Origin of the sequence: Sphaerimonospora thailandensis (assembly GCF_016863115.1) — a bacterium.
GTDB classification, from domain to species: domain Bacteria; phylum Actinomycetota; class Actinomycetes; order Streptosporangiales; family Streptosporangiaceae; genus Sphaerimonospora; species Sphaerimonospora cavernae.
In genome coordinates this window covers 56,787-80,557 of the sequence record NZ_BOOG01000037.1, presented here as the reverse complement: position 1 = coordinate 80,557, position 23,771 = coordinate 56,787, and the positions used below count along the sequence as shown (strand labels likewise).

General features: G+C 70.8%; 24 protein-coding genes and 1 pseudogene. 16 read left to right on the top strand and 9 right to left on the bottom strand.

What is annotated here, in order from left to right; all coding sequences use genetic code 11:
• Window positions 1-471 (top strand): annotated as a pseudogene (locus Mth01_RS19510) (XRE family transcriptional regulator); the annotation flags it as partial.
• Between the two features lie 69 nt (window positions 472-540).
• Window positions 541-1,026, top strand: coding sequence for a TIGR00725 family protein (locus Mth01_RS19505; protein WP_204017325.1), 486 nt, complete (start codon window positions 541-543; stop codon window positions 1,024-1,026).
• On the opposite strand, the gene Mth01_RS19500 is transcribed toward Mth01_RS19505, so the two are convergent.
• Window positions 1,014-2,168, bottom strand: coding sequence for an RtcB family protein (locus tag Mth01_RS19500; RefSeq protein WP_204017324.1), 1,155 nt, complete (start codon window positions 2,166-2,168; stop codon window positions 1,014-1,016). The two genes, Mth01_RS19505 and Mth01_RS19500, sit on opposite strands and share 13 nt — an antisense overlap.
• Window positions 2,169-2,379: 211 nt before the next feature.
• Here Mth01_RS19500 and moaA point away from each other — a divergent pair, with 211 nt between their 5' ends.
• Genes moaA through Mth01_RS29820 form a run of 3 tightly spaced genes read left to right on the top strand, consistent with a single transcriptional unit; the run spans window position 2,380 to window position 4,294 of the window.
• Window positions 2,380-3,369: a GTP 3',8-cyclase MoaA gene (gene moaA, locus Mth01_RS19495; RefSeq protein WP_204017323.1), complete on the top strand. Its 990-nt coding sequence runs from the start codon at window positions 2,380-2,382 to the stop codon at window positions 3,367-3,369.
• Window positions 3,370-3,383: 14 nt separating this feature from the next.
• The gene (gene mobA / locus Mth01_RS19490; RefSeq protein WP_239089821.1) at window positions 3,384-4,040 is read left to right on the top strand and encodes a molybdenum cofactor guanylyltransferase; all 657 of its coding nucleotides are present in this window, start codon (window positions 3,384-3,386) and stop codon (window positions 4,038-4,040) included.
• Window positions 4,037-4,294, top strand: coding sequence for a DUF6457 domain-containing protein (locus tag Mth01_RS29820; RefSeq protein ID WP_239089820.1), 258 nt, complete (start codon window positions 4,037-4,039; stop codon window positions 4,292-4,294). The genes mobA and Mth01_RS29820 overlap by 4 nt, the downstream gene beginning before the upstream one ends.
• A 230-nt stretch (window positions 4,295-4,524) precedes the next feature.
• Here the strand turns inward: Mth01_RS29820 and Mth01_RS19485 are convergent, their stop codons facing one another.
• Window positions 4,525-4,857, bottom strand: a complete 333-nt coding sequence (locus tag Mth01_RS19485) for a DUF3099 domain-containing protein (protein ID WP_239089819.1) — start codon at window positions 4,855-4,857, stop codon at window positions 4,525-4,527.
• A gap of 104 nt (window positions 4,858-4,961) precedes the next feature.
• Between Mth01_RS19485 and Mth01_RS19480 the strand changes: the two genes are divergently transcribed.
• Window positions 4,962-5,177, top strand: a complete 216-nt coding sequence (locus Mth01_RS19480; protein ID WP_204017322.1) for a dodecin — start codon at window positions 4,962-4,964, stop codon at window positions 5,175-5,177.
• 155 nt (window positions 5,178-5,332) lie between these two features.
• Here the strand turns inward: Mth01_RS19480 and Mth01_RS19475 are convergent, their stop codons facing one another.
• Window positions 5,333-6,643 (bottom strand): metallopeptidase TldD-related protein, encoded by a 1,311-nt coding sequence (locus Mth01_RS19475; protein WP_239089822.1) that lies wholly within the window; start codon window positions 6,641-6,643, stop codon window positions 5,333-5,335.
• Window positions 6,644-6,714: 71 nt separating this feature from the next.
• A complete protein-coding gene (locus tag Mth01_RS19470) occupies window positions 6,715-8,208 on the bottom strand; it encodes a TldD/PmbA family protein (RefSeq protein ID WP_204017320.1) in 1,494 nt (497 codons plus the stop codon).
• A gap of 77 nt (window positions 8,209-8,285) precedes the next feature.
• On the opposite strand from Mth01_RS19470, the gene Mth01_RS19465 reads away from it, so the two are divergent.
• A complete protein-coding gene (locus tag Mth01_RS19465; protein ID WP_204017319.1) occupies window positions 8,286-8,990 on the top strand; it encodes a beta-ketoacyl-ACP reductase in 705 nt (234 codons plus the stop codon).
• Window positions 8,991-9,024: 34 nt separating this feature from the next.
• Window positions 9,025-9,789, top strand: a complete 765-nt coding sequence (gene fabI / locus Mth01_RS19460; protein ID WP_204017318.1) for an enoyl-ACP reductase FabI — start codon at window positions 9,025-9,027, stop codon at window positions 9,787-9,789.
• 23 nt (window positions 9,790-9,812) lie between these two features.
• On the opposite strand, the gene Mth01_RS19455 is transcribed toward fabI, so the two are convergent.
• Window positions 9,813-10,814 carry a hypothetical protein gene (locus Mth01_RS19455; protein ID WP_204017317.1) on the bottom strand — a complete coding sequence of 334 codons (1,002 nt, stop codon included), beginning with the start codon at window positions 10,812-10,814 and terminating at the stop codon, window positions 9,813-9,815.
• A 204-nt stretch (window positions 10,815-11,018) separates the two neighbouring features.
• Window positions 11,019-11,957 (bottom strand): aldo/keto reductase, encoded by a 939-nt coding sequence (locus tag Mth01_RS19450; RefSeq protein WP_204017316.1) that lies wholly within the window; start codon window positions 11,955-11,957, stop codon window positions 11,019-11,021.
• A 35-nt stretch (window positions 11,958-11,992) separates the two neighbouring features.
• Between Mth01_RS19450 and Mth01_RS19445 the strand changes: the two genes are divergently transcribed.
• The 6 genes from Mth01_RS19445 (at window position 11,993) to mshC (ending at window position 17,033) form a co-directional block, all read left to right on the top strand.
• Window positions 11,993-12,811, top strand: a complete 819-nt coding sequence (locus Mth01_RS19445; RefSeq protein WP_204017315.1) for an undecaprenyl-diphosphate phosphatase — start codon at window positions 11,993-11,995, stop codon at window positions 12,809-12,811.
• Entirely contained in the window at window positions 12,808-13,509 is a 702-nt protein-coding gene (locus tag Mth01_RS19440) for a histidine phosphatase family protein (protein WP_204017314.1), read from the top strand. The genes Mth01_RS19445 and Mth01_RS19440 overlap by 4 nt, the downstream gene beginning before the upstream one ends.
• Before the next feature lie 9 nt (window positions 13,510-13,518).
• Window positions 13,519-14,130 (top strand): DUF3090 domain-containing protein, encoded by a 612-nt coding sequence (locus Mth01_RS19435; protein WP_204017313.1) that lies wholly within the window; start codon window positions 13,519-13,521, stop codon window positions 14,128-14,130.
• The gene (locus Mth01_RS19430) at window positions 14,127-14,903 is read left to right on the top strand and encodes an SCO1664 family protein (protein ID WP_204017312.1); all 777 of its coding nucleotides are present in this window, start codon (window positions 14,127-14,129) and stop codon (window positions 14,901-14,903) included. Before Mth01_RS19435 ends, Mth01_RS19430 begins: the two co-directional genes overlap by 4 nt.
• A gap of 164 nt (window positions 14,904-15,067) precedes the next feature.
• Window positions 15,068-15,793 carry an NRDE family protein gene (locus Mth01_RS19425; protein ID WP_308440813.1) on the top strand — a complete coding sequence of 242 codons (726 nt, stop codon included), beginning with the start codon at window positions 15,068-15,070 and terminating at the stop codon, window positions 15,791-15,793.
• A 28-nt stretch (window positions 15,794-15,821) separates the two neighbouring features.
• Entirely contained in the window at window positions 15,822-17,033 is a 1,212-nt protein-coding gene (gene mshC, locus Mth01_RS19420; RefSeq protein ID WP_204017310.1) for a cysteine--1-D-myo-inosityl 2-amino-2-deoxy-alpha-D-glucopyranoside ligase, read from the top strand.
• A gap of 46 nt (window positions 17,034-17,079) precedes the next feature.
• Here the strand turns inward: mshC and Mth01_RS19415 are convergent, their stop codons facing one another.
• From Mth01_RS19415 to Mth01_RS19405, 3 genes are all read right to left on the bottom strand, one after another.
• Window positions 17,080-17,823 carry a peptidoglycan recognition protein family protein gene (locus tag Mth01_RS19415; RefSeq protein WP_204017309.1) on the bottom strand — a complete coding sequence of 248 codons (744 nt, stop codon included), beginning with the start codon at window positions 17,821-17,823 and terminating at the stop codon, window positions 17,080-17,082.
• Between the two features lie 177 nt (window positions 17,824-18,000).
• Window positions 18,001-18,480, bottom strand: coding sequence for a peptide deformylase (locus tag Mth01_RS19410; RefSeq protein WP_204017308.1), 480 nt, complete (start codon window positions 18,478-18,480; stop codon window positions 18,001-18,003).
• A 95-nt stretch (window positions 18,481-18,575) separates the two neighbouring features.
• A complete protein-coding gene (locus tag Mth01_RS19405) occupies window positions 18,576-19,430 on the bottom strand; it encodes a PAC2 family protein (RefSeq protein ID WP_204017307.1) in 855 nt (284 codons plus the stop codon).
• 112 nt (window positions 19,431-19,542) lie between these two features.
• On the opposite strand from Mth01_RS19405, the gene metH reads away from it, so the two are divergent.
• Together metH and Mth01_RS19395 are read left to right on the top strand one after the other, a co-directional pair.
• Complete coding sequence (metH, locus tag Mth01_RS19400; protein ID WP_204017306.1) at window positions 19,543-23,010, top strand: methionine synthase; 3,468 nt, start codon at window positions 19,543-19,545, stop codon at window positions 23,008-23,010.
• Between the two features lie 38 nt (window positions 23,011-23,048).
• Window positions 23,049-23,690, top strand: a complete 642-nt coding sequence (locus Mth01_RS19395; RefSeq protein WP_239089817.1) for an HAD family hydrolase — start codon at window positions 23,049-23,051, stop codon at window positions 23,688-23,690.
• The last annotated feature ends 81 nt before the right edge of the window (window positions 23,691-23,771 follow it).

The following is a 23,771-nucleotide window of genomic DNA, read 5'->3' as shown; positions in this document are numbered from 1 at the left end:
GCACCCTCGCCCTATTTCCGCAGGCGATCCCTTGGAATCAATCGTCTAGCCCGCCGGCTACTCGAAGAGGCGGAGGAGCTGATCCGGGCAGCGGCCGAGCACCCCGAGGACGAGCCGCCGTGGATGTACTTCTATGGCGACGGCTGGTTCGACATGCAGCGTGGGATGGCCGAATTGGCGATCGGTGACGGCTCCCGGGCGGTGCGGTTCCTCGATCGTGGTCTGGCTTCCCTCCCTGAGGCGTACCGGCGTGACCGCGCCTGGTTCGGCACTTGCCTGGCCCGGGCGCAGGCCCTGGCGGGTGACGCGGAAGCCGCTGAGCGGCTCGCGATCACCGTGGTGCCGGACGCCGTGGCGGTCAACCACTATGCCGTCCACGACCTGCGCAAGCTGGCCGGTGCACTTGCCGCCCTCCGCCCCCAGAGCGGACAACGCGTCGAAGCCGCCCTGAGATCGGCGGCAGGGCGATGAGGACGTCCACCCGGCGACCGCTCTGGAGATTCCTGGGCGCTGACCCAGGTCCGGTGGCATGATCGCAGGGTGGCGATCCAGGTGTCGGTGTGCGGGCCGCGTGACTGCACGAGTGAGGACGGGCACAACGCGCGTGAGGTCGGCCGGTTGCTGGCCGAGCGCGGCGCGGTGGTGATCTGCGGCGGGTACACCGGCGTGATGGCCGCCGTCGCGGCCGGGGCCCGCTCAGCCGGCGGCACTGTCGTCGGCATCCTGTCCCGGCCCGACCGGGAGCACGCAGGCCCCGATCTGAGCATCGTGATCCCGACCGGGGCCGGCGAGGCCCGCAACAACATCATCGTCAACTCCGGCGACGCCGTGATCGTCATCGGCGGATCCTGGGGCACGCTGTCCGAGCTCGCCCTCGCCATGCGCCGCGGTCGCACCCCAGTCGTCCAGCTCGGCGGCTGGCGGCTCCTCGACCAGCACGGTCAGCCCGTCCCCGGCGTACGACACGCCACCTCACCCGCGCAGGCCCTGCAACTCACGGGCCTCTGGCCTGATCAACCCTTGTAGTTGAACACCTGCCGGAGCGTGTGCTGGATCTCGACCAGGTCCTTCTGGTCGGCCATGACCTGGTCGATCGGCTTGTACGCCTCCGGGTGCTCGTCGACGAGGGCGGCGGCCCGGTCGGCATTCCAGGTCCGCCCGCGCATCGCCTCGGTCAGCGACCTGGCCGACAGCTCCCGCCTGGCCTGCCCCCGCGACATCCTGCGGCCGGCGCCGTGGGAGCAGGAGTTGTAGGAGGCCGGGTTGCCGAGCCCGCGCACGATGTACGACCTCGTCCCCATCGACCCGGGAATGACGCCCTCATCACCCTGGTCGGCCTTGATGGCCCCCTTCCGGGTGATCCACAGCTCCTTGCTGTGGTGCGTCTCCATCTGCGTGAAATTGTGGTGGCAATTGATGGTCCGTACCCGGGCGCCCTTGCCGACGACTCGGAACAGAGTCTCGACCAGCACCCTGTCCATCCGCGCCCTGGAAGCCATGGCGTACCGCTGGGACCACAGCATGTCCTCGATGTAGGCGTCGAACTCCGGCGTCCCCTGCGAGAAGTAGGCCAGGTCGGGGTCCTCCAGCCCGATGAGACCCCGCTTCATCAGCTTCTTGGCCCCGACGATATGCCTGGTGGCGAGCTGGTTGCCGATGCCGCGCGAGCCGGAGTGCAGCACGGTCCAGACCCGGTCCTGCTCGTCGAGGCAGACCTCGACGAAGTGGTTGCCGGACCCGAGCGTGCCGAACTGGGTCGCCACCTTCGTCTCCTGCTTCGGAGTCAGATCGGTGTACGGCAGGCCGAGCTCGCCGAGCGCGCGGTCAACGGCGCGATCGGCGTGCCCCTTGCCGACGCCCGCCGGGATGCGCCGCTCCACCAGTGGCATCAGCGCGTCGAGCGTGTCGGGCAGGTCGGCGGCGGTGAGCGTCGTCTCGGTCGCGATCATGCCGCAGCCGATGTCGACGCCGACGGCGGCCGGGATGATGGCGCCCTCGGTGGGGATGACCGATCCGACGGTCGCGCCGATGCCGATGTGCGCGTCCGGCATGAGCGCGACGTGCCCCGACACGAACGGCAGGCGGGCGGTTCTGGCGGCCTGCTCGATCGTGCCCGCGTCGATCTCACTCGCCCACGACAGGAGGTTGTGCGCTACCTCGTTCGGCATGATGATCCCTTTCTGATCGAGATCCACTTTGCCGACATTCCCCGTGGTTTCCCACTGATTATTCCTTCCGGTCGTCTCGAGCGCCCGACCGGCCTCACCGGTGACGATCATGGGGAATCTCGATGGCGCCGGCGTGGTTGGCGGGATATGTGAATGCCGCATCGACGGCGGCAGGCCGTAGGCTGAAGGTTCTCGCACAAGGGAGGTCATCTTGCTGGTCGACTCCTTCGGCCGGGTCGCGACCGATCTGCGGGTCTCGCTGACCGACCGGTGCAACCTGCGCTGCACGTACTGCATGCCCCCCGAGGGTCTTGACTGGCTGCCCAAGCCGGACCTGCTGACCGCCGAGGAGATCATCCGCCTGGTACGTCTCGGCGTCGAGCGGCTCGGCATCACCGAGGTGCGTTTCACCGGCGGTGAGCCGCTGCTGCGTCGGGAGCTGCCCGAAATCGTCGCCGCGACCGCCGAGCTGCGACCGCGTCCCCAGATCTCGCTGACCACCAACGGCATCGGCCTCGCCCGGCTGGCCGGGGTCCTCGCCGGGGCGGGCCTCGACCGCGTCAACGTCTCGCTGGACACGCTCGACCGCGAGGTCTTCGTACGGCTCGCGCACCGCGACCGGCTCCAGGATGTGCTCGCCGGGCTGGCGGCGGCCGACGAGGCCGGGCTCACCCCGGTCAAGGTGAACGCGGTGCTGATGCGGGGGATCAACGAATCCGAGGCGGTCCCGCTGCTGCGCTACTGCCTGGACCGGGGATACGAACTGCGCTTCATCGAGCAGATGCCGCTCGACGCCCAGCACGGCTGGCGGCGCGAGAACATGGTGACCGCCGATGAGATCATCGGCCTGCTCAAGGACTCCTTCGACCTCACCGAGGACGACCCGGCGGCCCGGGGCAGCGCCCCGGCCGAGTTGTTCCTCGTGGACGGCGGTCCCGCCCGGGTCGGCGTGATCGGATCGGTCACCCGCCCGTTCTGCGGCACCTGCGACCGCGTCCGCCTCACCGCCGACGGTCAGATCCGAAACTGCCTGTTCGCCCGGGAGGAGTCCGATCTCCGTACGGCGATGCGCTCGGGGGCGTCCGACGACGACCTGGCCGCACGCTGGATCGCGGCGGTCGCCCGCAAGAAGGCCGGGCACGGCATCGACGACCCGGGCTTCCTCCAGCCGGCCCGTCCCATGTCGGCCATCGGCGGCTGACCGCCGGTCCGGGCATGAACCACGACGATATCCGGCCCATCGGCTACGACGCGGTGATCCTGGCCGGGGGACGGGCCAGCCGGCTGGGCGGCCTGGACAAGCCGGGCGCCGTCGTCGGCGGCGTGCCTCTCATCGAACGGGTGGCCGCGGCGGCCGCCGACGCCCGCACGCTGGTGGTGGTCGGCCCTGCCAGGCCGTCTCCGGCCCGGGCGGTCTTCACCCGGGAGGACCCGCCCGGCTCCGGCCCGGTTCCGGCGTTGCGTGCCGGCCTCGCCGAGGTCACGGCCGAGTGGGTGGTCCTGCTCGCCGCCGACCTGCCGTTCCTCGCCTCTGCCCACGTGACGGCGCTGCTTCGGGCTGCCGAGACGGCCGGGACGGCCGGAGCCGTACTGGTCGACGACGACGGCGCGGAGCAGTGGCTGACCGGGGCATGGCGCACCGAGGCACTGAGCGACGCGCTGCGCGGATACGCGGGCGGCTCACTGCGCGGCCTGCTCGGCCCGTTGGAGCCGGTGCCGGTCCGGCTGCCCGCCGGGCGCGGCGGCCGTGCGCCGTGGTTCGATTGCGACACGATGGATGATCTCAGGACGGCGGACGATCTCAGGACGGCGGACGATCTCGGGACGGCCCGGGAGCGAGAGAGACGAGAAGGAAGCGAGGATCAGGCGTGAACGTGCTGGAGGAGTGGACCGCACTGGCGTGCCGGGAGTTGGGCGTCGACCCGGACCGGGTGGACCGGGCCGCGGTGCTCGACCTGACCAAGGACGTCGCCCACGGCGTCGCCCGGCCGGCGGCTCCGCTGACGGCCTACCTGCTCGGGCTGGCCCAGGGCGCCGGTACGGCCCCGGCGGACGCGTTGGAGCGGCTGTCACGGATGGCGCGCGACTGGGAGAAGGCCACGGCAGAAACGCTCGAAGATTCTTGACATTACAAAAACTTTTCGAAAATTAGTGCCAGAAAACCCGAAGAACGGCCCCCTGTGGGGATAGACAGATAAAAAGGGCGACGCCGGGTGGTTACGGGGGCAAACCACCCGGCGTCGCATCATCGGCGTTCCGACGGGGGCCCGGAACGCCGGTACCAGCGCCCCGACGGGGGACCGGAGCGCTTGGATAAACTGTACACCTCTAACCCTTGGGTTGCGTCAAGAGTTTGTCACGACCCGATCTCGCGTCGATGGCGTGGTATCTCGTTTTGGTTAGGTGAGGTCATGTCCAGTGCAGGTGGGACGTCCTTGCCTCGCTGATTGGCCCCGATCACGGCAAGGTATGGCAAAAGAACAGCGCCGGCGACGAGCAGGAGCTTGACGGGCCAGGGGGCCGGTACGGCCACTGCGAGGATGAGGCAGACCAGCCGGATGCCCATCTTGATCAAATAACTGCGCTCGCGGCGCCTGATGTCATCGGTGAGCGACGGTTGGGCGTCCGTAACCTGATGAACGACGCCCTGATTCCGTCGCGATCCACGCCAGGAATTCACGTCCTCCACGGTAACCCGCCCACCTGCCGGGGACGACGGGCGCACGGCGATACGATCACCGGAGGTGGCGGCACCCGTACGGCGGCCAGGAAACACGACGTAGGAGGACGAAGATGTCGGATCGTACCTATCGGGTGACCGAGATAGTCGGGACCTCGGGGGAGAGCGTCGATCAGGCCATCCGCAACGGAATCCGGCGGGCCGCCGAGACCCTGCGGCATCTGGACTGGTTCGAGGTGACGGAGGTCCGCGGGCACATCGTGGACGGTGAGGTGGCCCACTTCCAGGTCGGCATGAAACTGGGCTTCCGCCTCGAAGACGCGGGCTGACCCGGCCCACTCGGAGGAGAACCCGCGATTCAGGCCTCCAGACCCCGGCCCGTGATCTTGCAGTCAAGAGTGCGAGATCACGGGACGTTAAATGCCTGGTCAAGGGCCGTGTATGCGAATATTCGCAAGATCGCGGGGGTGGGGGCGATGGTGGGTCAGTTGGCCTGGCTCACCGTCGACATGTTGAAGTCGGGCACGCGCACCGGGGGCATGACGGCACGGGTGAAGTAGTCGCTCCACTCCCGCGGCAGTGTCTGCCCGCTCGCGCCCACCTCGGTCAGTCGGCCGAGCAGGTCGACCGGCGACTCGTTGAACCGGAAGTTGTTGACCTCACCGACGACCTCGCCCTCCTCGACGAGATAGACGCCGTCCCGGGTCAGGCCGGTCAGCAGCAGCGTCTGCGGATCGACCTCGCGGATGTACCACAGGCAGGTGAGCAGCAGACCGCGCCGGGTGTCGGCGATCATCTCGTCCAGCGAGCGGCCGCCCTCCGGCCCCGTCATGATGAGGTTGTCCACGCGCGGGGTGGCGGCCAGCTCGGTCAGCTCGGCCGAGTGCCGGGTCTGCACGAGACCCGACAGCGTGCCGCCGGAGATCCAGTCCGTCGAGCCGAGCGTCAGGCCGTTGTCGAACACCGACTCCTCACGGCTGGAGGTGTGCGCGACCACGAACGGCGCGCACTCGATGCCGGGATGCGCCGGGTCGCTGTAGAGCCGCAGCGGCAGGTCCGACAGCCGGTCGCCGACTCGCGTGCCGCCACCCGGCCTGGAGAACACCGTCCGCCCGTCGGCCGCGTCACGGGCCCCGGCCGACCAGTACAGGTAGATCATCAGGTCGGAGACCGCGGTCGGCGGCAGGATGGTCTCGTAACGCCCCGCGTCCAGGCTGACCCGGCGCTTGGCCCACTCCAGCCGCTGGGCCAGCGTGGTGTCGAGCGCGGCCACGTCCACGTCGCGGAAGTCCCTGGTGGCGACACCGGTCCAGGCGGACCGGGCCATGTCGCGCGACTTCGCGTTCAGCTCCAGGCGGCCTGTGGGCTGGTCGTGCCGCAGCCGCAGGCCGGACGACGATCCCATGAACGTCGACGTCAGCGTGTGCTCGGCGAAGCCGTACAGCCTCCGGCCGGACGCCTCGGCCGCGGCGAACGCCTCGCCGAGCGCGGGCGCGAAGTCGCGGAACACCTCGATGTTCGTCGGCTCGACCGCCCGGTCCCAGTCGGCGGACGCCGTACCCGGGACGAGCGGCCGCGCGTCCTCGGACGGCTGCGCCTCGCGGGCGGCCCGGTCCGCCGCCGCCACCACGTCGGCGAGCTGGTCGGGTCGTACGGCGGAGCGGGACACCACGCCCACGCCCTGCCCGACGATCGAGATCACGGTGAGCCGCGACGAGCGGGCGACGCCGTTGGTCGTCAGCGTGTTGCCGGCGAAGCGCAGGTTGGCCGTCGATCCCTCATCCGCGATCACCATGCGGTCGTCGGCGCCGCTCAGCGCGAGCGCGCGCTCCACCGTCTCCTGCGGTGTGGTCGCCACCACGTCGCTCACTTGCCACCCTCCTGGACGGTGTTGAGGATCCGTACGCCGCGGAACAGGGCCGAGGGGGCGCCGTGGCTCACCGGCGCGATCTGGCCGGGCTGTCCCTTGCCGCAGTTGAACGCGCCACCCAGCACGTAGGTCTCCGGCCCGCCGGCGGCCTCCATCGACCGCCAGAAGTCCGTCGTCGTCGCCTGGTAGGCCACGTCGCGGAGCTGTCCGGCGAGACGGCCGTTCTCGATCTTGTAAAACCGCTGGCCGGTGAACTGGAAGTTGTACCGCTGCATGTCGATCGACCAGCTCTTGTCGCCGACGATGTAGACACCGCGCTCGACCCGGGAGATCAGCTCCTCGGTGGAGGGGCCGCCCTCGGCGGGCCGCAGCGAGACGTTGGCCATCCGCTGGATCGGCACGTGGCCGGGAGAGTCGGCGAACGCGCAGCCGTTGGACCGGCCCAGGCCCTTGAGCAGCGCCATCCGCCGGTCGAGCTGGTAACCCACGAGCGTGCCCTCGCTGACGATGTCGAACGACTGGCCCGCCACGCCCTCGTCGTCCCACCCGACCGTGGCCAGGCCGTGCTCGACGGTGCGGTCGCCGACGACGTTCATCACCGGGGACCCGTAGTGCAGGTTGCCCAGCTTGTCGAATGTGGCGAACGACATGCCGGCGTAGGCCGCCTCGTAGCCGAGCGCCCGGTCCAGCTCGGTCGCGTGCCCGATCGACTCGTGGATGGTCAGCCACAGGTTGGACGGATGGATCACCAGGTCGTACGCGCCCGCCTCGACCGAGGGCGCCTTCAGCTTCTCCGCGAGCAGCTCGGGGAGTTCGGCGATCTCGGCGGGGAAATCCCAGCCGACCCCGGTCAGGTACTCGTACCCCCGCCCCGCGGGCGGCGCGAGCGTGCGCATGTCGTCGAAACGCCGGCCGTCGGCCTTCATCGCGGTCAGCACCGGGTGGATCCTGACCCGCTGCTGGGTGGTGACCGTGCCGGCCGTGTCGGCGTAGAACTTCTGCTCCTTGACCTGCATCAGCGAGGCCGAGACGTGGTCCACCCCGCCGAGCATGCCCGCCGACCAGTCGCCGAGCAGCGCCGCCTTCTCCGGAAGCGGCACCTCGAACGGGTCGACCTCGTAGGACGACACCCAGGTCACGTCGGCGTGAACCGGCTCGGGCGCGAGCTCGACGGGCTCCCTGTTGATGGGCGCGCTGACCGCCGCCACCCGTACGGCCTCCTCGGCCGCCCGCGCGGCGGCCTCGGGGGTCAGCTCGATGCCCGAGGCGAACCCCCACGTGCCGTCCTTGACCACCCGTACGGCGAAGCCGAGGTCGTCGGCGTCCATCGCGCCTTCGAGCCGGGCGTCGAACAGCCGCAGGTTCTCGGCGCGCACCCGCTCCAGGCGGAACGACGCGTGCTCTGCTCCGAGATCGCGGGCACGCTGCAGGGCGGCGTCCGCCAGACGCCTGAGCGGCAGGGCGAGGAAGTCGGCATCGATCTGGCGCATGTCCACGATCCTAACCCCGTGATCTTGTGTCCTGCGGACAAGTGGCCTACCCCTCGGTAGCCGATACGGTCGCTTGCATGGTTCGCTCTGTTCTCGTCACTGGTGGGAATCGCGGCATCGGCCTCGCGATCGCCCGCGAACTCGCCGCCGCCGGAGACGCGGTCGCCGTCACCTACCGCTCAGGAGAGCCGCCCGAGGGGCTGTTCGGCGTCCGCTGCGACGTGACGAGCACCGCCGACGTCGACGCCGCCTTCGAGAAGGCCGAGGCCGAGCACGGCCCGGTCGAGGTCGTCATCGCCAACGCGGGGGTCACCAGGGACACCCTGCTGCCGATGATGAAGGAGGAGACGTTCACCGACGTCATCGACACCAACCTGACCGGGGCCTACCGCGTGGCGAAGCGTGCCGTGCGTCCCATGCTCCGGCTCAAGCGCGGCCGCATCATCCTGATCTCCTCGGTGGTGGCGCTGTCCGGCTCGGCCGGCCAGACCAACTACGCCGCGTCCAAGGCCGGCCTGATCGGCTTCGGCCGGTCCCTGGCGCGTGAGCTCGCCTCGCGCAACATCACGGTGAACGTGGTCGCGCCTGGGTTCGTGGACACCGACATGACCGCGGTGCTGGACGAGGCGCAGCAGGAGCGGATCCGCAAGAACATCCCGCTCGGGCGGCAGGCGACGCCGGACGAGATCGCGCGGGTCGTACGGTTCCTGGCGAGCGACGACGCGTCCTACATCACGGGCGCCGTCATCCCCGTCGACGGCGGCGTCGGCATGGGGCACTGAGACACTGAGGCACCACGAGAGACTGGAGCTGTACATGGGTTTGCTCGAAGGCAAGCGACTGCTGGTCACCGGTGTCCTCACCGACTCCTCCATCGCCTACAACGTGGCGAAACTGGCCCAGGAGGAGGGCGCCCAGGTCGTGCTGACCGGCTTCGGTCGTCTGAGCCTGGTCGAGCGCATCGCCAAGCGGCTGCCCGAGCCGCCCCCGGTCGTCGAGCTCGACGTCCAGAACGGCGAGCACCTCGACACGCTGGCCGACCGGGTCGGCGAGCACCTCGACGGCCTCGACGGCGTCGTCCACTCCATCGGTTTCGCGCCGCAGACCTGCCTGGGCGGCAACTTCCTCAACACCGCCTGGGAGGACGTCGCCACGGCGGTGCAGGTGTCCACCTTCTCGTTCAAGTCGCTGGCCGTCGCGTGCCTGCCGCTCATGAAGGAGGGCGGCGCGATCGTGGGCCTGGACTTCGACGCGACCAAGGCCTGGCCGGTCTACGACTGGATGGGCGTGGCCAAGGCGGGGCTGGAGTCCTGCTCCCGCTACCTCGCCAGGGACCTGGGCAAGCACGGCATCCGGGTCAACCTCGTCGCGGCCGGCCCGCTGCGCACGATGGCCGCCAAGAGCATCCCGGGGTTCCAGGAGTTCGAGGAGAGCTGGCCGGCCAGGGCGCCGCTCGGCTGGGACCTGAGCGACACGGCCCCGGCCGCCAGGGCGTGCGTCGCGCTGCTGTCGGACTGGTTCCCCGCGACCACCGGTGAGATCGTCCACGTCGACGGCGGTGTGCACGCCATGGGCGGCTGAGCGTCCCGCCCGCGCCGGCGGCTTCAGGCGAGCCGGTGCCGTCCCGACCGGCTCGGCAGCTGGATTCCGCCTTCGAACGGGATCGACTCCCGCTGCTCCGCGCGGGCCCGCCGGGCCGAGACCACGCGCGTGGCGAGCAGCGCCGACAGCAGCAGCGCCGCCGTCAGAGCCGTCCCGACCGGGTCGTGCGACCTGCCCGGGCGCACCGTCTCGCCGCGGTCGCGGAGCATGATGCCCGGGATCCGCTGCCCCGGCCACAGCAGCGGGATGACGCCGTCGGTGTCGGGGCTCACCCGCTTGCCCTCGGCCGCGGTCCGATGCCCCGTGGGGACGAACCGCGGGCGGTACGGTTCGACCGGGAGGGTCCCCTCCCGGGACGCCCGCGGCGGCGTCCCGTCGACGTGCCCGCCAGGCTGCGCCGTCCCCTCCCGGGAGTCGGCGCATCGGGTTCCGCTCACCAGCGGCAGGCAGGTGTCCCGTACGGCGCCGGTCAGCCCCTCGGTGAGGTGCCTGGCGGTGGGGGCGACGCTCGGGACCACCTCGCTCACCGTTTCGCCGACCCCCCGCGTGGTTCTGCCGACCGTCTCGCCGACCGTCCGCGTGGTTCTGCCGACCGTCTCGCCGACGGCCTGTCCGGTCTTGCCCAGGGTGCCGCCCGCCGTTCCGCCCAGGGTGCCGCCCAGGGAGTCGACGGTGCCGTCCACGGTGTGGCCGACGTTGTCGAGCGTCGTGCCGGCCGCGCCGTCCACCGCGCCGAGGGTGCCGTTCACGGTCTGGCTGAGCGGAGCCGTCGCGCCGCCGGTCGCGTGGTCGACCGTGTCGGTCACCTGGTCCACGGTGCCGGTCACGGTGCCGGTCACGCCACCCACCACCGAGCACAGGGTGTTGGTGACGCCCGATATGAGGCCGCCGCCGGTGCAGTCCAGCGCGTACGCCGGTGTCGCGTTCAGAACGGGCAGTCCTCCGCCCAGGGCGAGCGCGAGCGCCCCCCCGGAGATCGCGGAGGCCTTGCGTCCGATCCCCATTGAATCCCTCTCCCTAAACCCTCACGTCTCGCCCCAGCCCCCCGAACCCCTTGTCAGTGCCCCGAACGCCGGTCTCCCCCGATATCCGGTTCCGAAGCGTTTCTTGCCGCCTCTGTACTCTTCGCCACACTGCCGGGGTTATGCAGTAGAACATTGCGGTTCGGTATCGATGTGTGATACGTGAATGGGTTTCTCGTTCCGCCGTCAGGAGTCGGAGACGTCGTCGAGGGCCTCGCGGATCTCCCAGGGGAGAGTCAGCTTCTCGGCCTGCAGCACGCCGAGGAGCTGCGCGTGGGTCCGCGCGCCGACGATCGCCGACGACACGCCCGGCCGGTCGCGGATCCAGGAGAGCGCCACCGTGAGCGGCGACACGCCGAGGCCGTCGGCGGCGGTCGTCACGGACTCCACGATCCGCCGGCACCGCTCATCCAGATAGGGCCGGACGAAGTCGGCGAAATGCGGCGTGGCCGCCCGGGAGTCGGCGGGGACGCCGGTACGGTACTTCCCGGTCAGCACGCCCCGCCCGAGCGGTGACCAGGCGAGGACGCCGACTCCCACGTGCGCGGCGGCCGGCAGCAGTTCCAGCTCCGCGTCGCGGGCGAGCAGGGAGTATTCGGCCTGGGCCGACACGATCGGAGCCCGGGCCTCACCGCACCGCTGCCACACGGCCGCCGCGGCGAGCTGCCACCCCGCGTAGTTGCACACCCCGGCATATGCCGTACGTCCGGTGGAGACCGCGAAGTCGACGGCGGCGAGGGTCTCCTCCAGGGGGATGGCGTGGTCGAAGGCGTGGAGCTGCCACAGGTCCACCTCGTCGATCCCGAGCCGGGCCAGCGAGGCGTCGAGGGCTCGGATGAGGTGGCGGCGTGAGGCGTCGCGGCCGCCCTCCGGGGTGAGCACCGCCTTGGTGGCGATCACCAGTTCGGAGCGGGGCACCACGTCGCGGATGAGCGTGCCGATCAGACGCTCCGCGTCGCCCTCGCCGTACACGTCGGCGGTGTCGATCAGCGTGCCCCCGGCGTCGGCGAACGCGGTGAGCTGAGCGGTCGCCTCCTCGGCCGAGGTGTCCCGGGCCCAGGTCATCGTGCCGAGCCCGATCCTGGACACCGAAAGACCGCTGCGCCCGACTAATCGCTGGTCCATTGCCTGGCAAGACTAGCCGATAGGCTGTCGGCACCATGGACGTACTGCAAGCCATCGTGCTCGGCGTCGTGCAGGGGCTGACGGAGTTCCTGCCCATCTCGAGCTCCGCGCACCTGCTGATCGTGCCGAAACTGGCCGGCTGGGCCGACCCCGGCGCGGCGTTCACCGCGGTGATCCAGCTCGGCACGATGCTGGCGGTCGTCATCTTCTTCTGGCGCGACATCGTCAGGATCTTCTGGACCTGGCTGCGCAGCCTGTGGACGCCGGAGCTGCGCGGCGACCTCGACGCGCGCATGGGCTGGTACATCGGCCTCGGCACGATCCCGATCGGCGTCGCCGGCCTGCTCTTCAAGGACGCGATCGAGGGCCCGGCGCGCAACCTCTGGCTGAACGCGACGTTCCTGATCGTGTTCGGCTTGCTCCTGCTGCTGGCCGACCAGTGGGGCCGGAAGAAGAAGGAGGTCGCTCACCTAACCATGCGGGACGGCCTGATCGTCGGCCTGTGGCAGATGGCGCCGCTGATCCCCGGGGCCTCGCGCTCGGGCTCGACGATGACCGGCGCGATGTTCCTCGGCTACACGCGCGAGGCGGCCGCCCGCTACTCGTTCCTGCTGTCGGTCCCCGCCGTGGTCCTGTCCGGCCTGTTCGAGCTGCGGCACGTGGGCGACGGCGGCGGTGTGCCGGTGACGCCGACGGTGATCGCCACCGCGGTCTCGTTCATCGTCGGGTACGCCTCGATCGCCTGGCTGTTGCGTTACGTCGCGAAGCATTCGACGATCCTGTTCGTGGTCTACCGAGTCTTCGCCGGCGCGTTCCTGCTCACCCTGCTCACCCTCGGGGTGATCTCGTCATGACGACCCTTCTTCTCCTGCGGCACGGCCTCACCGAGCTGACCGGGCCCGTGCTCGCCGGGCGGACCCCGGGCGTGCATCTCGACGAGCGCGGCCGCGAGCAGGCCGGGGCCGTGGCGCGGCGGCTCGAACCCCTCGAACTCGACGCGATCGTCTCCAGCCCGCTGGAGCGGTGCCGGGAGACGGCGGCGGCCGTCGCGCACGGCCGGGCCGTGTCGGTGGAGACCGACGAGCGGTTCGGGGAGTGCGGGTACGGCGAGTGGACCGGCAGACCGCTCGAGGAGCTCGCCAAGGAGCCGCTGTGGCAGGTCGTGCAGGCACACCCGAGCGCCGCGGTGTTCCCCGGCGGCGAGGCGATGGCCGACGTGCAGAGCCGGGCCGTGCGCGCGGTACGCGAATGGAACGAGCGGCTGGGGGAGAAGGCGACCTACCTCGTGTGCAGCCACGGCGACGTGATCAAGGCGATCGTGGCGGACGCGCTCGGGGTGCACCTGGACCAGTTCCAGCGGATCACCGTCGACCCGGCCTCCGTGACCGTGATCAGGTACACCCGGCTGCGGCCGTTCCTGCTCAGGGCCAACGACGTCGGGGGAGAGGTCGCCAATCTGATGCCCCGGAGTGAGGTTCCGGAGGATGCGGGCGGGGGAGAAAACCTCACCGGAAGCGACGCCGCCGTCGGCGGTGGACCCGGAACCACGTAAGGTCAGGCTATGCCGGTCTTCGACTACGATCCGCCTGACAGGTTCGTGGCCGGTGCCGTTGGGCAACCGGGCGCGCGAGCCTTCTTCCTGCAGGCCCGGGGCCAGGGCAGGATCACGACGGTCGCACTCGAGAAGTTCCAGGTCGCCGTGCTCGCCGACCGTCTGGACGAGTTGCTCGACGAGGTGCTGCGCCGTACCGGCGGCCGCGCGCCCGTCCCGGCGGTGGCGCCGGCGGAGCTGACCGACGAAGGCCCCCTCGACCTGCCGGTGGATGAGGAGTTCCGGGTGGGGACGATGGCGCTCGCCTGGGATCCGGAGACCTCCCAGGTGATCATCGAGGCGCAGGAGGCGACCGACGAGGACGAGGACGACGAGGAGGGCGCGGAGGACGAGGAGGAGGACGTCGCCTTTCTTCTCGGTGACCGGCCCGAGCCCGCCGTCCTGCGGGTGCGCATCAGCGCCGCCGCCGCCCGCGCGTTCAGCCGGCGCGCCCTGGAGATCGTCGCGGCCGGCCGCCCGCCCTGCCCGCTGTGCGGCAGACCGCTCGATCCGGGAGGCCACATCTGCGTCCGGCTCAACGGCCACCACCCGGGAGGACTGACCGGGCAGGGGACCGTATGACCGCCGGAGGCGAGCCGAGTTTCAAAAATATGGGTTTCACAGAGATGGACGGACCGGCGCTCGACGACGCCACCGCGCGGCGGCTGCTGAGGGACGGCGTGATGGAGGTGGCCGGACGGCTGGTCGAGGCCACCAACATGACGCTCTACTGCACGATCAGGAACGGCGAGCACACCGCGGCCTGCGTGTACAAGCCGGTGCGGGGGGAGCGACCGCTGTGGGACTTCCCGGACGGCACCCTCGCCGCCCGGGAGGTCGCCGCCTACGAGGTCGCCGCGGCGACGGGCTGGCGGATCGTGCCCCCGACGGTCTACCGCGACGGCCCCTTCGGGCCCGGCATGGTGCAGCTGTGGATCGACACCGATCCCGAGGCCGACCTGGTGGCCCTGATGCGCAGCCGCAATCCCGCGCTGCGCCGCATGGCGGTGTTCGACGCCGTGGTCAACAACGCCGACCGCAAGGGCGGCCATCTGCTGCCGCTGCCCGACGGGCACGTGTACGGGGTCGATCACGGGGTCTGCTTCGCCGTGGCCGACAAGTTGCGCACGGTGCTGTGGCAGTGGCGGGGCCGGCCACTGCCGCGTGAGGCGGTGTCGGCGCTGGTGCGGCTGGAGCGTGAGATCGACAAGGGCCGGCTCGGCCGCAGGCTGCGGGAACTGCTCATCCCGGCCGAGGTCGCGGCCACCCGGGACCGGGTCAGGCGCCTCATCGAGACCGGCGTCCACCCCCACCCCTCGGAGGACTGGCCGGCCATCCCCTGGCCCCCCGTCTAGTTCCTTGGGGCAGACGATCAACCTTGCACCGATCGCCCGGGGCGGGATCTCGCTGCGCCGGCTGGGGCACTAGGCTGCGAGGGCTCTTGCATAAATCGTAGGGATTGTGCACTCTGCAGAAGTCTCTACCGTTATGGAGGGAACACGCAGTGTGTACGGTCATCGTGAGCGTCGACCCGGAGGCCTCGGCGCCGGTGCTCCTCGCCGGCGTGCGTGACGAGATCGTCAGCCGCCCCTGGATGTCCCCCGCGCGGCACTGGCCCGATCACCCCGGGCTGATCGGCGGCCGGGACCTGGAGGCCGGGGGCACCTGGCTGGCCGCCCACCCGGCCGTGCCACGGGTCGCCGCGCTGCTCAACGGCCGGGGCGTCCCGGCGCCTGCCGCCGCCCGCCGGTCCCGCGGCGAGCTCCCGCTGCTGGCCGCCGAGACAGGCGAGCTCCCGCCGGTGGAACTGGACCGTTATGACCCGTTTCACCTGCTGATCGGCGGGCTCGACGGGGTGCGCCTGTGGAGCTGGGACGGCGACGGCCTCACCGAGGAAAAGCTGCCTCCGGGCCTGCACATGGTGATCAACTCCGGCTGGGAACGCGGCGACGGCAACCCCCGGGCCTCGTGGTTCCTGCCCAGGTTCGCCGCCGCGGCACGGCCGCGGTGGCGGGAGGACTGCTCACCGGCGCGCTTCTGGGGCGAGTGGCTGCGCCTGACCTCCCAGGCCGCGCTGCCCGGCGACGATCCGCGCGCCCTGCTGGTGCGGCACACACTGCCCGACGGGCGGGTCTTCGCGAGCCTGTCGGTCACCCTGGTCGCCCTGGCCGAGCGTGGCATGCGCTACGACTTCTGCCCGCTGCCGGATGACCTGTCCTCCTGGCATCAGGTCGAGACCGGCTGAACCGCACCAAGCGGATAGGCTTCAGACCATGCGATCGTGGTCTGTCCCGAATATCCCCAAGTTGCCCGGTTCAGGTCTACCGCTCCGGCTGTACGACACCGCCGCCCGTGAGATCCGCGAGACCGCACCGGCCGGGGAGGCCCGGATGTACGTCTGCGGCATCACGCCGTACGACGCGACCCATCTCGGGCACGCGAACACCTATCTCGCCTTCGATCTGGTCAACCGCGCCTGGCGGGACGCCGGCCACGACGTCCACTACACGCAGAACGCCACCGACGTGGACGACCCCCTGCTGGAACGTGCCGAGGCGACGGGCCGGGACTGGCAGGAGCTCGCCGAGGGCGAGATCGAGCTGTTCCGGTCCGACATGGAGGCGCTGCGCATCCTGCCGCCCCGCGAGTACGTCGGCGTCACCGAGGTCATCGAGCAGATCACGGACCTGATCGGCCGGCTCGCCGAGCGGGGCGCCGCCTACGAGGTCGACGGGGACGTCTACTTCCCGGTCGCGGCGGCCCCCAAGTTCGGCGCCGTCTCGGGTCTGCCGGAGGAGACCATGCTGGAACTGTTCGCCGAGCGGGGCGGGGATCCCGGGCGCGAGGGCAAGCGCCACCCCCTCGACTGGCTGCTGTGGCGGCGTGAGCGTCCCGGGGAGCCCTCCTGGCCCGCACCGTTCGGCCGCGGCCGCCCCGGCTGGCATGTCGAGTGCACCGCCATCGCGCTGCGCAACCTCGGCAGCGGCTTCGACGTCGCCGGCGGCGGCTCCGACCTGATCTTCCCCCACCATGAGATGGGCGCCTGTGAGGGGCATGTGGCCACCGGCGAGTGGCCGTTCGCACGGGCGTACGTGCATGCCGGCATGGTGGGCCTCGACGGCGAGAAGATGTCGAAGTCCCGGGGCAACCTCGTGTTCGTGTCCCGGTTGCGGGAGACGGCCGACCCGATGGCCATCCGGCTCGCGCTGCTGGCCCGCCACTACCGAGCCGACTGGGAGTGGACGCCGGCACAGCTCGCCGAGGCCGAGGCCAGGCTGGCCCGGTGGCGGACGGCGGTGGCCCGGTCCGCCGGGCCGGACGGCGCGGCCCTGCTGGCCGCGGTGCGTGAGCGGGTGGCCGACGACCTGGACGCGTCCGGGGCGCTCGAGCTCATCGACGCGTGGGCGGCGGCAGAGGGGGACGACGCCACCGCCCCCCGACTGGTCCGTGACACCGCCGACGCGCTCCTCGGCATCGCCCTCTGACCGGTGCCCTCGGATCAGTGCCCTCTGACCGATGACGGCGAGCCGCTCACCGGTCGTCCGGCGCGTCGTCGGGTTCGTCCGGATCGGGCGGCTCGCCGTCCGGCGGCTCGTCCTCCGGCGGGCGGCGGCGGCCCAGCTTGCGGGCCACCCCCTCCCGCAGTTCCGGCAGGTACGCGTAGAGGCGGTCACCGGGGCAGGCGGTCTTGTTGAGATCGCGATGACCGATGATGGCGACCTCGGGGTCGAGCCGGTAGGTCGAGCAGAGCCAGGCCAGCAGCGTGGTCAGCGAGGCGAGCTGGGCGGGCGGGGGCAGTTCGGCGGTGTAGGTGCCCTCGGTCTCGATCCCGAGCGTGTGGCGGTTGTGGCCGGCGGCCTGCGCGCCCATCACGTTGCCGCCCCGGGCGATCGCGGGCAACGTCCGGTTGCGGCCCTCCATGATGTGGCCGCCCCTGCTGACCGTGAACTGCTCGCCGATGTCCGCCCAGCGGTTGTGCCGCATGTGGTAGCGCTGGATCGCGCGGGAGAGCCGGTAGGCCGCATCGAGGCTCAGATCGGTGGTGTTGGCCGTGGCCGTGTGGTGAATGACGATCCGGTCCGGCGGGGTGTCGAGCACGACGGCCTTGCTCTTCGGCGCGACGGCGTCCCACTCGTCCCTGGTGTGGATGCGGGGGCGCGACGGCCCGTCCGCCGCCGCCCCCGCCACGCCGGCCTCGGCCCGCGCGCCGCTCAGGACCGCCAAGGCGATTCCGCTTCCGGCCGACAGGAACGACCGGCGTGTGATCGCTGGCAAATGCGCCCTCCCAGGAAAGGTCCGTCGGGAGGATGCATCGGTAGTCCCCCGCGCCCGCCCCGGCTATTCCTGCAGGTCGCGAACCGGTCACATGTCGACCGAAATGTCTAGCGAAATGCCCGGATTGCTCGGAAACGCGAAAGCGGCGTACGAGAAATGCAACTATGTCGGGATAAATCACTCAGAAATTGCGGAGTGGAAGCGCTGCTGCTCCTCGGCGGGCAGATCATCGATGAAGAGCACACCGTCCAGGTGATCGACCTCGTGCTGGAGGACCCGGGCCAGGGTGCCGATCGCCCGCAGCGTCACCGGCCTGCCGTACATGTCCCTGCCACGGGCGACAGCGGAGAACGACCGCTCCCTGGGCCACCAGACGCCGGGCGCGGAAAGGCACGCCTCGTCGGCCACCACGGTCCGCGCCGAAAGCTCCAGGCGCGGGTTCACCACGTGCCCCGACCTGCCCTCGACGGCGTAGGCGATCACCCGGAGCGGGACCCCGATCTGCGGCGCGGCGAGCCCGGCCCGGCCGGGACCGGCCCGCAGCGTCGCGGTGAGCGACTTGACGAGATCACGCAGCGACCGGTCGAAGGCGGTGACGGGTTCGGCCGGGGCACGCAGCGCCGGATCGGCGAACATCAGGATCTGCCGGACGGCCATGCACGCTCCCCGCGGCGACGACGATCACAGAGAAAACGATCACAGAGAAGACGATGCCCGCTTCGGCGGGAGGCCAACCTTTCGTAAACGCCGGCTCAGCGGTCGGTGCCGCGGTCGCGGCGGCGCAGGTAACGCTCGAACTCGGCCGCGATGGCGTCCCCGCTCGCCTCGGGGAGCTCGGCCGCGTCCTTGCGCTCCTCCAGCTCCCTGACGTAGTCGGCGACCTCGCTGTCCTGCGATGCGAGCTCATCGACGCCGTGCTCCCAGGCTCGAGCCTCCTCGGCCAGGTCGCCGTACGGCACGGGGATGTCGAGGACGTCCTCGATGCGGCGCAGCAGCGCCAGCGTGGCCTTCGGGTTCGGCGGCTGGGCGACGTAGTGGGGGACCGAGGCCCACAGGGAGACCGTACGCAGCCCGGCATGGCCGAGCGTGTGCTGCAGCACGCCCACGATGCCCGTGGGGCCTTCGTATTTGGTCGGTTCGAGGTTGAGCGAGCGGGCCATGCCCGGGTCGCTCACCGAGCCCACGATGGGCACCGGCCGGGTGTGCGGGGAGTCGTTGAGCAGCGCGCCGAGCAGGATGGCGAACTCCACTCCCAGGTCCTGGCACAGGCCGACGATCTCCGCACAGAACGACCGCCAGCGCATGTTGGGCTCGATGCCGCGCAGCAGCACCACGTCACGCTCGGCACCCGGCGGCCGGGCCAGCAGCAGCCGCGTCGTCGGCCAGGTGATGGACCGGGTGAGACCGTCGCCCATCTCCACGATGGGACGGGTCATCTGGAAGTCGTAGTAGTCCTCCGGATCCAGCTCGACGAGCGGTGTCGCCTTCCACTCCGCCTCGAGGTGAGCGAGCACGCCGCTCGACGCCTCGCCGGCGTCGTTCCACCCTTCGAACGCGGCGATCAGCACCGGGTCGACGAGCTCTGGGAGCCCTTCGAGCTCGATCACGCCGCCTCCCTCACTGGCCCACGGGACGTATGGTCAAGTCCAAGACTATTCGCTGGGGGGAGCGGGGAGGCACGTTCGGCGGCTTTGACGGGCGTGCCGATAGTCTTTCCCCATGAGCAGCAGCAGACCGTCCTTCCGAGAAGTGCTGTCCCAGCGAGTTCTGGTCGCAGACGGGGCAATGGGGACGATGCTGCAGTCCTACGACCCGACGCTCGACGACTTCCAGGGCCACGAGGGCTGCAACGACGTGCTCAACGTCAGCCGTCCCGACATCGTGCGGGCCGTCCACGACGCCTACCTCGCGGCCGGCGTCGACTGCGTCGAGACCAACACCTTCAACTCCAACCGCGCGGCCCTCGGCGAGTACGGCATCGCCGACCGGATCCATGAGTACTCCGAGGCCGGCGCACGGCTCGCCCGGGAGCGGGCCGACTCCTGGTCCACCGCCGATCACCCCCGGTTCGTGCTCGGCTCGATGGGACCAGGCACCAAGCTCCCCACCCTGGGGCATCTGCCGTACGCGACCCTGCGCGACGCCTACCGTGACAACGCGGCCGGGCTGATCGCGGGCGGGGCCGACGCATTGATCATCGAGACCTGCCAGGATCTGCTGCAGGTCAAGGCCGCGATCGTCGGCGCGAAGCGGGCGATCGAGGCCGCCGGGCGCGACGTGCCGATCATCGCGCAGGTGACCATCGAGACCAACGGCGCGATGCTGCTGGGCTCGGAGATCGGCGCGGCGCTGACCTCGATCGAGCCGCTGGGCGCCGACCTGATCGGCCTCAACTGCGCCACCGGGCCGACCGAGATGAGCGAGCACCTGCGCCACCTCGCCAAGCACTCGCGCCTGCCGCTGTCCTGCATGCCGAACGCCGGGCTGCCGCAGCTCACGGCCGACGGCGCCCACTACCCGCTCACGCCCGGCGAGCTCGCCGACGCGCACGACGCGTTCCTGCGCGACTACGGGCTCGCGCTGGTGGGCGGCTGCTGCGGCACCACCCCCGAGCACATGCGCCAGGTCGTCGAGCGCGTGAACGGCCGGTCCCGGACCGTACGGCGGCCGCGTCCCGAGGCGGGGGCGGCCTCCCTCTACCAGAGCGTGCCGTTCCGGCAGGACACGTCTTATCTGGCGATCGGCGAGCGGACCAACGCCAACGGCTCCAAGGCGTTCCGCGAGGCGATGCTGGCCGGCGACTACGAGGAGTGCGTCGAGATCGCCCGGGCGCAGGCCCGCGACGGCGCGCACATGCTGGACCTGTGCGTCGACTACGTCGGCAGGGACGGCGTCGCCGACATGAAGGAGCTGGCGTTCCGCTTCGCCACCGCCTCGACGCTGCCGATCGTGATCGACTCGACCGAGCCGGCCGTGCTGGAGGCCGGGCTGGAGATGCTCGGCGGGCGGGCGGTCGTCAACTCGGTGAACTACGAGGACGGCGACGGGCCCGACTCGCGCTTCACGAAGATCATGCGACTGGTCCGGGAGCACGGCGCCGCCGTGGTCGCGCTGACCATCGACGAGGAGGGCCAGGCCCGCACCGCCGAGTGGAAGGTCGGGATCGCCTCCCGCCTGGTCGACGACCTCGTCGGCAACTGGGGCATGCGGGTCGAGGACATCGTCGTCGACTGCCTGACCTTCCCGATCGCCACCGGCCAGGAGGAGACCCGCCGCGACGGCCTGGAGACGATCGAGGCGATCCGCGAGCTCAAGCGCCGCTATCCGGGCGTGCAGACCACGCTCGGCCTGTCCAACATCTCGTTCGGCCTCAACCCGGCCGCGCGCATGGTGCTCAACTCGGCCTTCCTGAACGAGTGCGTCAACGCCGGGCTCGACTCGGCCATCGTGCACGCGTCCAAGATCCTGCCAATGGCCCGGATCCCCGACGAGCAGCGCCAGGTCGCGCTCGACCTGGTCTACGACCGGCGCCGGGACGGCTACGACCCGCTGCAGCGGTTCATGGAGCTGTTCGAGGGCGTCGACGCGGCGGCGATGAAGGCCGGCAAGGCGGCGGAGCTGGCCGCGCTGCCGCTGTGGGAGCGGCTCAAGCGGCGGATCATCGACGGGGAGCGCAAGGGCCTGGAGGCCGACCTCGGCGACGCGCTCGCCCAGCGGCCCGCCCTGGAGATCATCAACGACGTGCTGCTCGACGGCATGAAGACCGTGGGCGAACTGTTCGGCTCCGGCCAGATGCAGCTCCCGTTCGTGCTGCAGTCGGCCGAGGTCATGAAGACCGCCGTGGCGTACCTGGAACCGCACATGGACCGGGTCGAGGGCGCCACGAAGGGCCGGATCGTGCTGGCCACGGTCAAGGGCGATGTCCACGACATCGGCAAGAACCTGGTCGACATCATCCTGTCCAACAACGGCTACGAGGTGGTGAACCTCGGCATCAAGCAGCCGGTGTCGGCGATCCTGGAGACGGCCGAGGAGAAGCAGGCCGACGTGGTCGGCATGTCCGGGCTGCTGGTGAAGTCGACGGTCGTCATGAAGGAGAACCTCGAGGAGATGAACTCCCGGGGGATCGCCGGCAGATTCCCGGTGCTGCTCGGCGGCGCGGCGCTCACGAGGGCGTACGTCGAGCAGGACCTGGCCGACCTCTTCCAGGGCGAGGTGCGCTACGCCAAAGACGCGTTCGAGGGCCTGCGGCTGATGGACGCGTTCATGGCGGTCAAGCGCGGCGAGGAAGGGGCCGCGCTGCCCCCGCGACGGGAGCGCCGGGTCAAGACGGGCGCGGTGCTGAAGCGTACGGCCGTCGAGGACCTGCCGGACCGGTCGGACGTGGCCGGCGACAACCCGGTGCCCGTGCCGCCCTTCTTCGGCGACCGGGTGATCAAGGGCATTCCGCTCGCCGACTACGCCGCGTTCCTCGACGAGCGGGCCACGTTCATGGGCCAGTGGGGGCTGAAGGCGGCCAGGGGCGGCGACGGGCCGTCGTACGAGGAGCTCATCGAGACCGAGGGCCGGCCGCGGCTGCGCATGTGGCTGGACCGGCTGCAGACCGAGAACCTGCTGGAGGCGGCCGTCGTCTACGGCTACTTCCCCTGCGTGAGCGAGGGCGACAGCCTGATCATCCTCGACGAGGCCGGCGAAGAACGCACCCGCTTCACGTTCCCGCGCCAGCGCCGCGACCGGCACCTGTGCCTGGCCGACTTCTTCCGCCGCCGCGAGTCCGGCGAGGTCGACGTGGTCGCCTTCCAGGTCGTCACGATGGGCCACCGGATCAGCCAGGCCACGGCCGAACTGTTCGCGAAGGACGCCTACCGGGACTACCTGGAGCTTCACGGGCTGTCCGTCCAGCTCACCGAGGCGCTGGCGGAGTACTGGCACGCCCGGGTGCGCTCGGAGCTGGGCATCGGGGGTGAGGAGTCGCTGGCCGACATGCTCAAGGTCGACATCACCGGCTGCCGCTACTCCTTCGGTTACCCCGCGTGTCCCAACCTCGAGGATCAGGTCCAGCTCATGGGGCTGCTCGAGCCGGCGCGGATCGGCGTCGAGCTGTCGGAGGGGTTCCAGCTCCACCCCGAGCAGGCCACCTCGGCGCTGGTCGCCCATCACCCGGAGGCGAAGTACTTCAACGTCTAGCTGGGCAAGATCTAGGGGAGTCGGGGGAAAGGGGCGACGTGGACGCGGTGCTGTTCGACATGGACGGTCTGCTCGTCGACACCGAGCGGGTGTGGTTCGAGGTCGAGTGCGAGGTGGTCACCCGTCTCGGCGGGTCGTGGGGGCCGGAGCACCAGGAGCGGCTCGTCGGCGGCTCGTGGGAGCGGAGCATCGCCTACATGCTGGAGCTGACCGGGGCCGACGTGGCCCCGATCGTCGTCGGATCGTGGCTGATGGACGGCATGGAGCGGCGCCTGGCGGCGGGCGTGGCGCCCATGCCGGGGGCGGTCGAACTGCTGCGTGAGCTGGCCGACCACGGGATCCGCACCGGGCTTGTCACCTCGTCCCTGCGGGCGATCGCCGACGCGGTGCTCAAGTTCGTCGGCCGCGAGCACTTCGAGGTGATCGTGACGGCCGACGACGTCACCCGCACCAAGCCCCACCCGGAGCCGTACCTCACGGCGACCCGCCTGCTGTCGGCCGACCCCGCGCGCTGCGTCGTGCTCGAGGACTCGCCGAACGGGGTCGCCTCGGCGAGGGCGGCCGGCTGCCCGGTGGTCGCCGTACCGAGCGTCCTGCCGATCGCCCAGGCGGCCGGACGGGTCGTCATGCCGTCGCTGCGGCACGTGGACGTGGAACTGCTCCGCTCGCTCGTCGTCTGATCGCCCGCCCGGGCCCGTTCATCCCTCAGCTCACCGTCCGGACAGGCCCCGGCGGAGGGCCGTATGGCGTGCCAGGATGGA

Bases quoted from the DNA above. Each gene is read 5' to 3' on its own strand.
- Mth01_RS19500 (WP_204017324.1), bottom strand. From the start codon at position 2,168: ATGCCGAACGAGGTAGCGCACAACCTCCTGTCGTGGGCGAGTGAGATC.
- mobA (WP_239089821.1), top strand. From the start codon at position 3,384: ATGAACCACGACGATATCCGGCCCATCGGCTACGACGCGGTGATCCTG.
- Mth01_RS19480 (WP_204017322.1), top strand. From the start codon at position 4,962: ATGTCGGATCGTACCTATCGGGTGACCGAGATAGTCGGGACCTCGGGG.
- Mth01_RS19475 (WP_239089822.1), bottom strand. From the start codon at position 6,643: ATGGTGATCGCGGATGAGGGATCGACGGCCAACCTGCGCTTCGCCGGC.
- Mth01_RS19470 (WP_204017320.1), bottom strand. From the start codon at position 8,208: ATGCGCCAGATCGATGCCGACTTCCTCGCCCTGCCGCTCAGGCGTCTG.
- Mth01_RS19465 (WP_204017319.1), top strand. From the start codon at position 8,286: ATGGTTCGCTCTGTTCTCGTCACTGGTGGGAATCGCGGCATCGGCCTC.
- fabI (WP_204017318.1), top strand. From the start codon at position 9,025: ATGGGTTTGCTCGAAGGCAAGCGACTGCTGGTCACCGGTGTCCTCACC.
- Mth01_RS19455 (WP_204017317.1), bottom strand. From the start codon at position 10,814: ATGGGGATCGGACGCAAGGCCTCCGCGATCTCCGGGGGGGCGCTCGCG.
- Mth01_RS19450 (WP_204017316.1), bottom strand. From the start codon at position 11,957: ATGGACCAGCGATTAGTCGGGCGCAGCGGTCTTTCGGTGTCCAGGATC.
- Mth01_RS19445 (WP_204017315.1), top strand. From the start codon at position 11,993: ATGGACGTACTGCAAGCCATCGTGCTCGGCGTCGTGCAGGGGCTGACG.
- Mth01_RS19440 (WP_204017314.1), top strand. From the start codon at position 12,808: ATGACGACCCTTCTTCTCCTGCGGCACGGCCTCACCGAGCTGACCGGG.
- Mth01_RS19435 (WP_204017313.1), top strand. From the start codon at position 13,519: ATGCCGGTCTTCGACTACGATCCGCCTGACAGGTTCGTGGCCGGTGCC.
- Mth01_RS19430 (WP_204017312.1), top strand. From the start codon at position 14,127: ATGACCGCCGGAGGCGAGCCGAGTTTCAAAAATATGGGTTTCACAGAG.
- mshC (WP_204017310.1), top strand. From the start codon at position 15,822: ATGCGATCGTGGTCTGTCCCGAATATCCCCAAGTTGCCCGGTTCAGGT.
- Mth01_RS19410 (WP_204017308.1), bottom strand. From the start codon at position 18,480: ATGGCCGTCCGGCAGATCCTGATGTTCGCCGATCCGGCGCTGCGTGCC.
- metH (WP_204017306.1), top strand. From the start codon at position 19,543: ATGAGCAGCAGCAGACCGTCCTTCCGAGAAGTGCTGTCCCAGCGAGTT.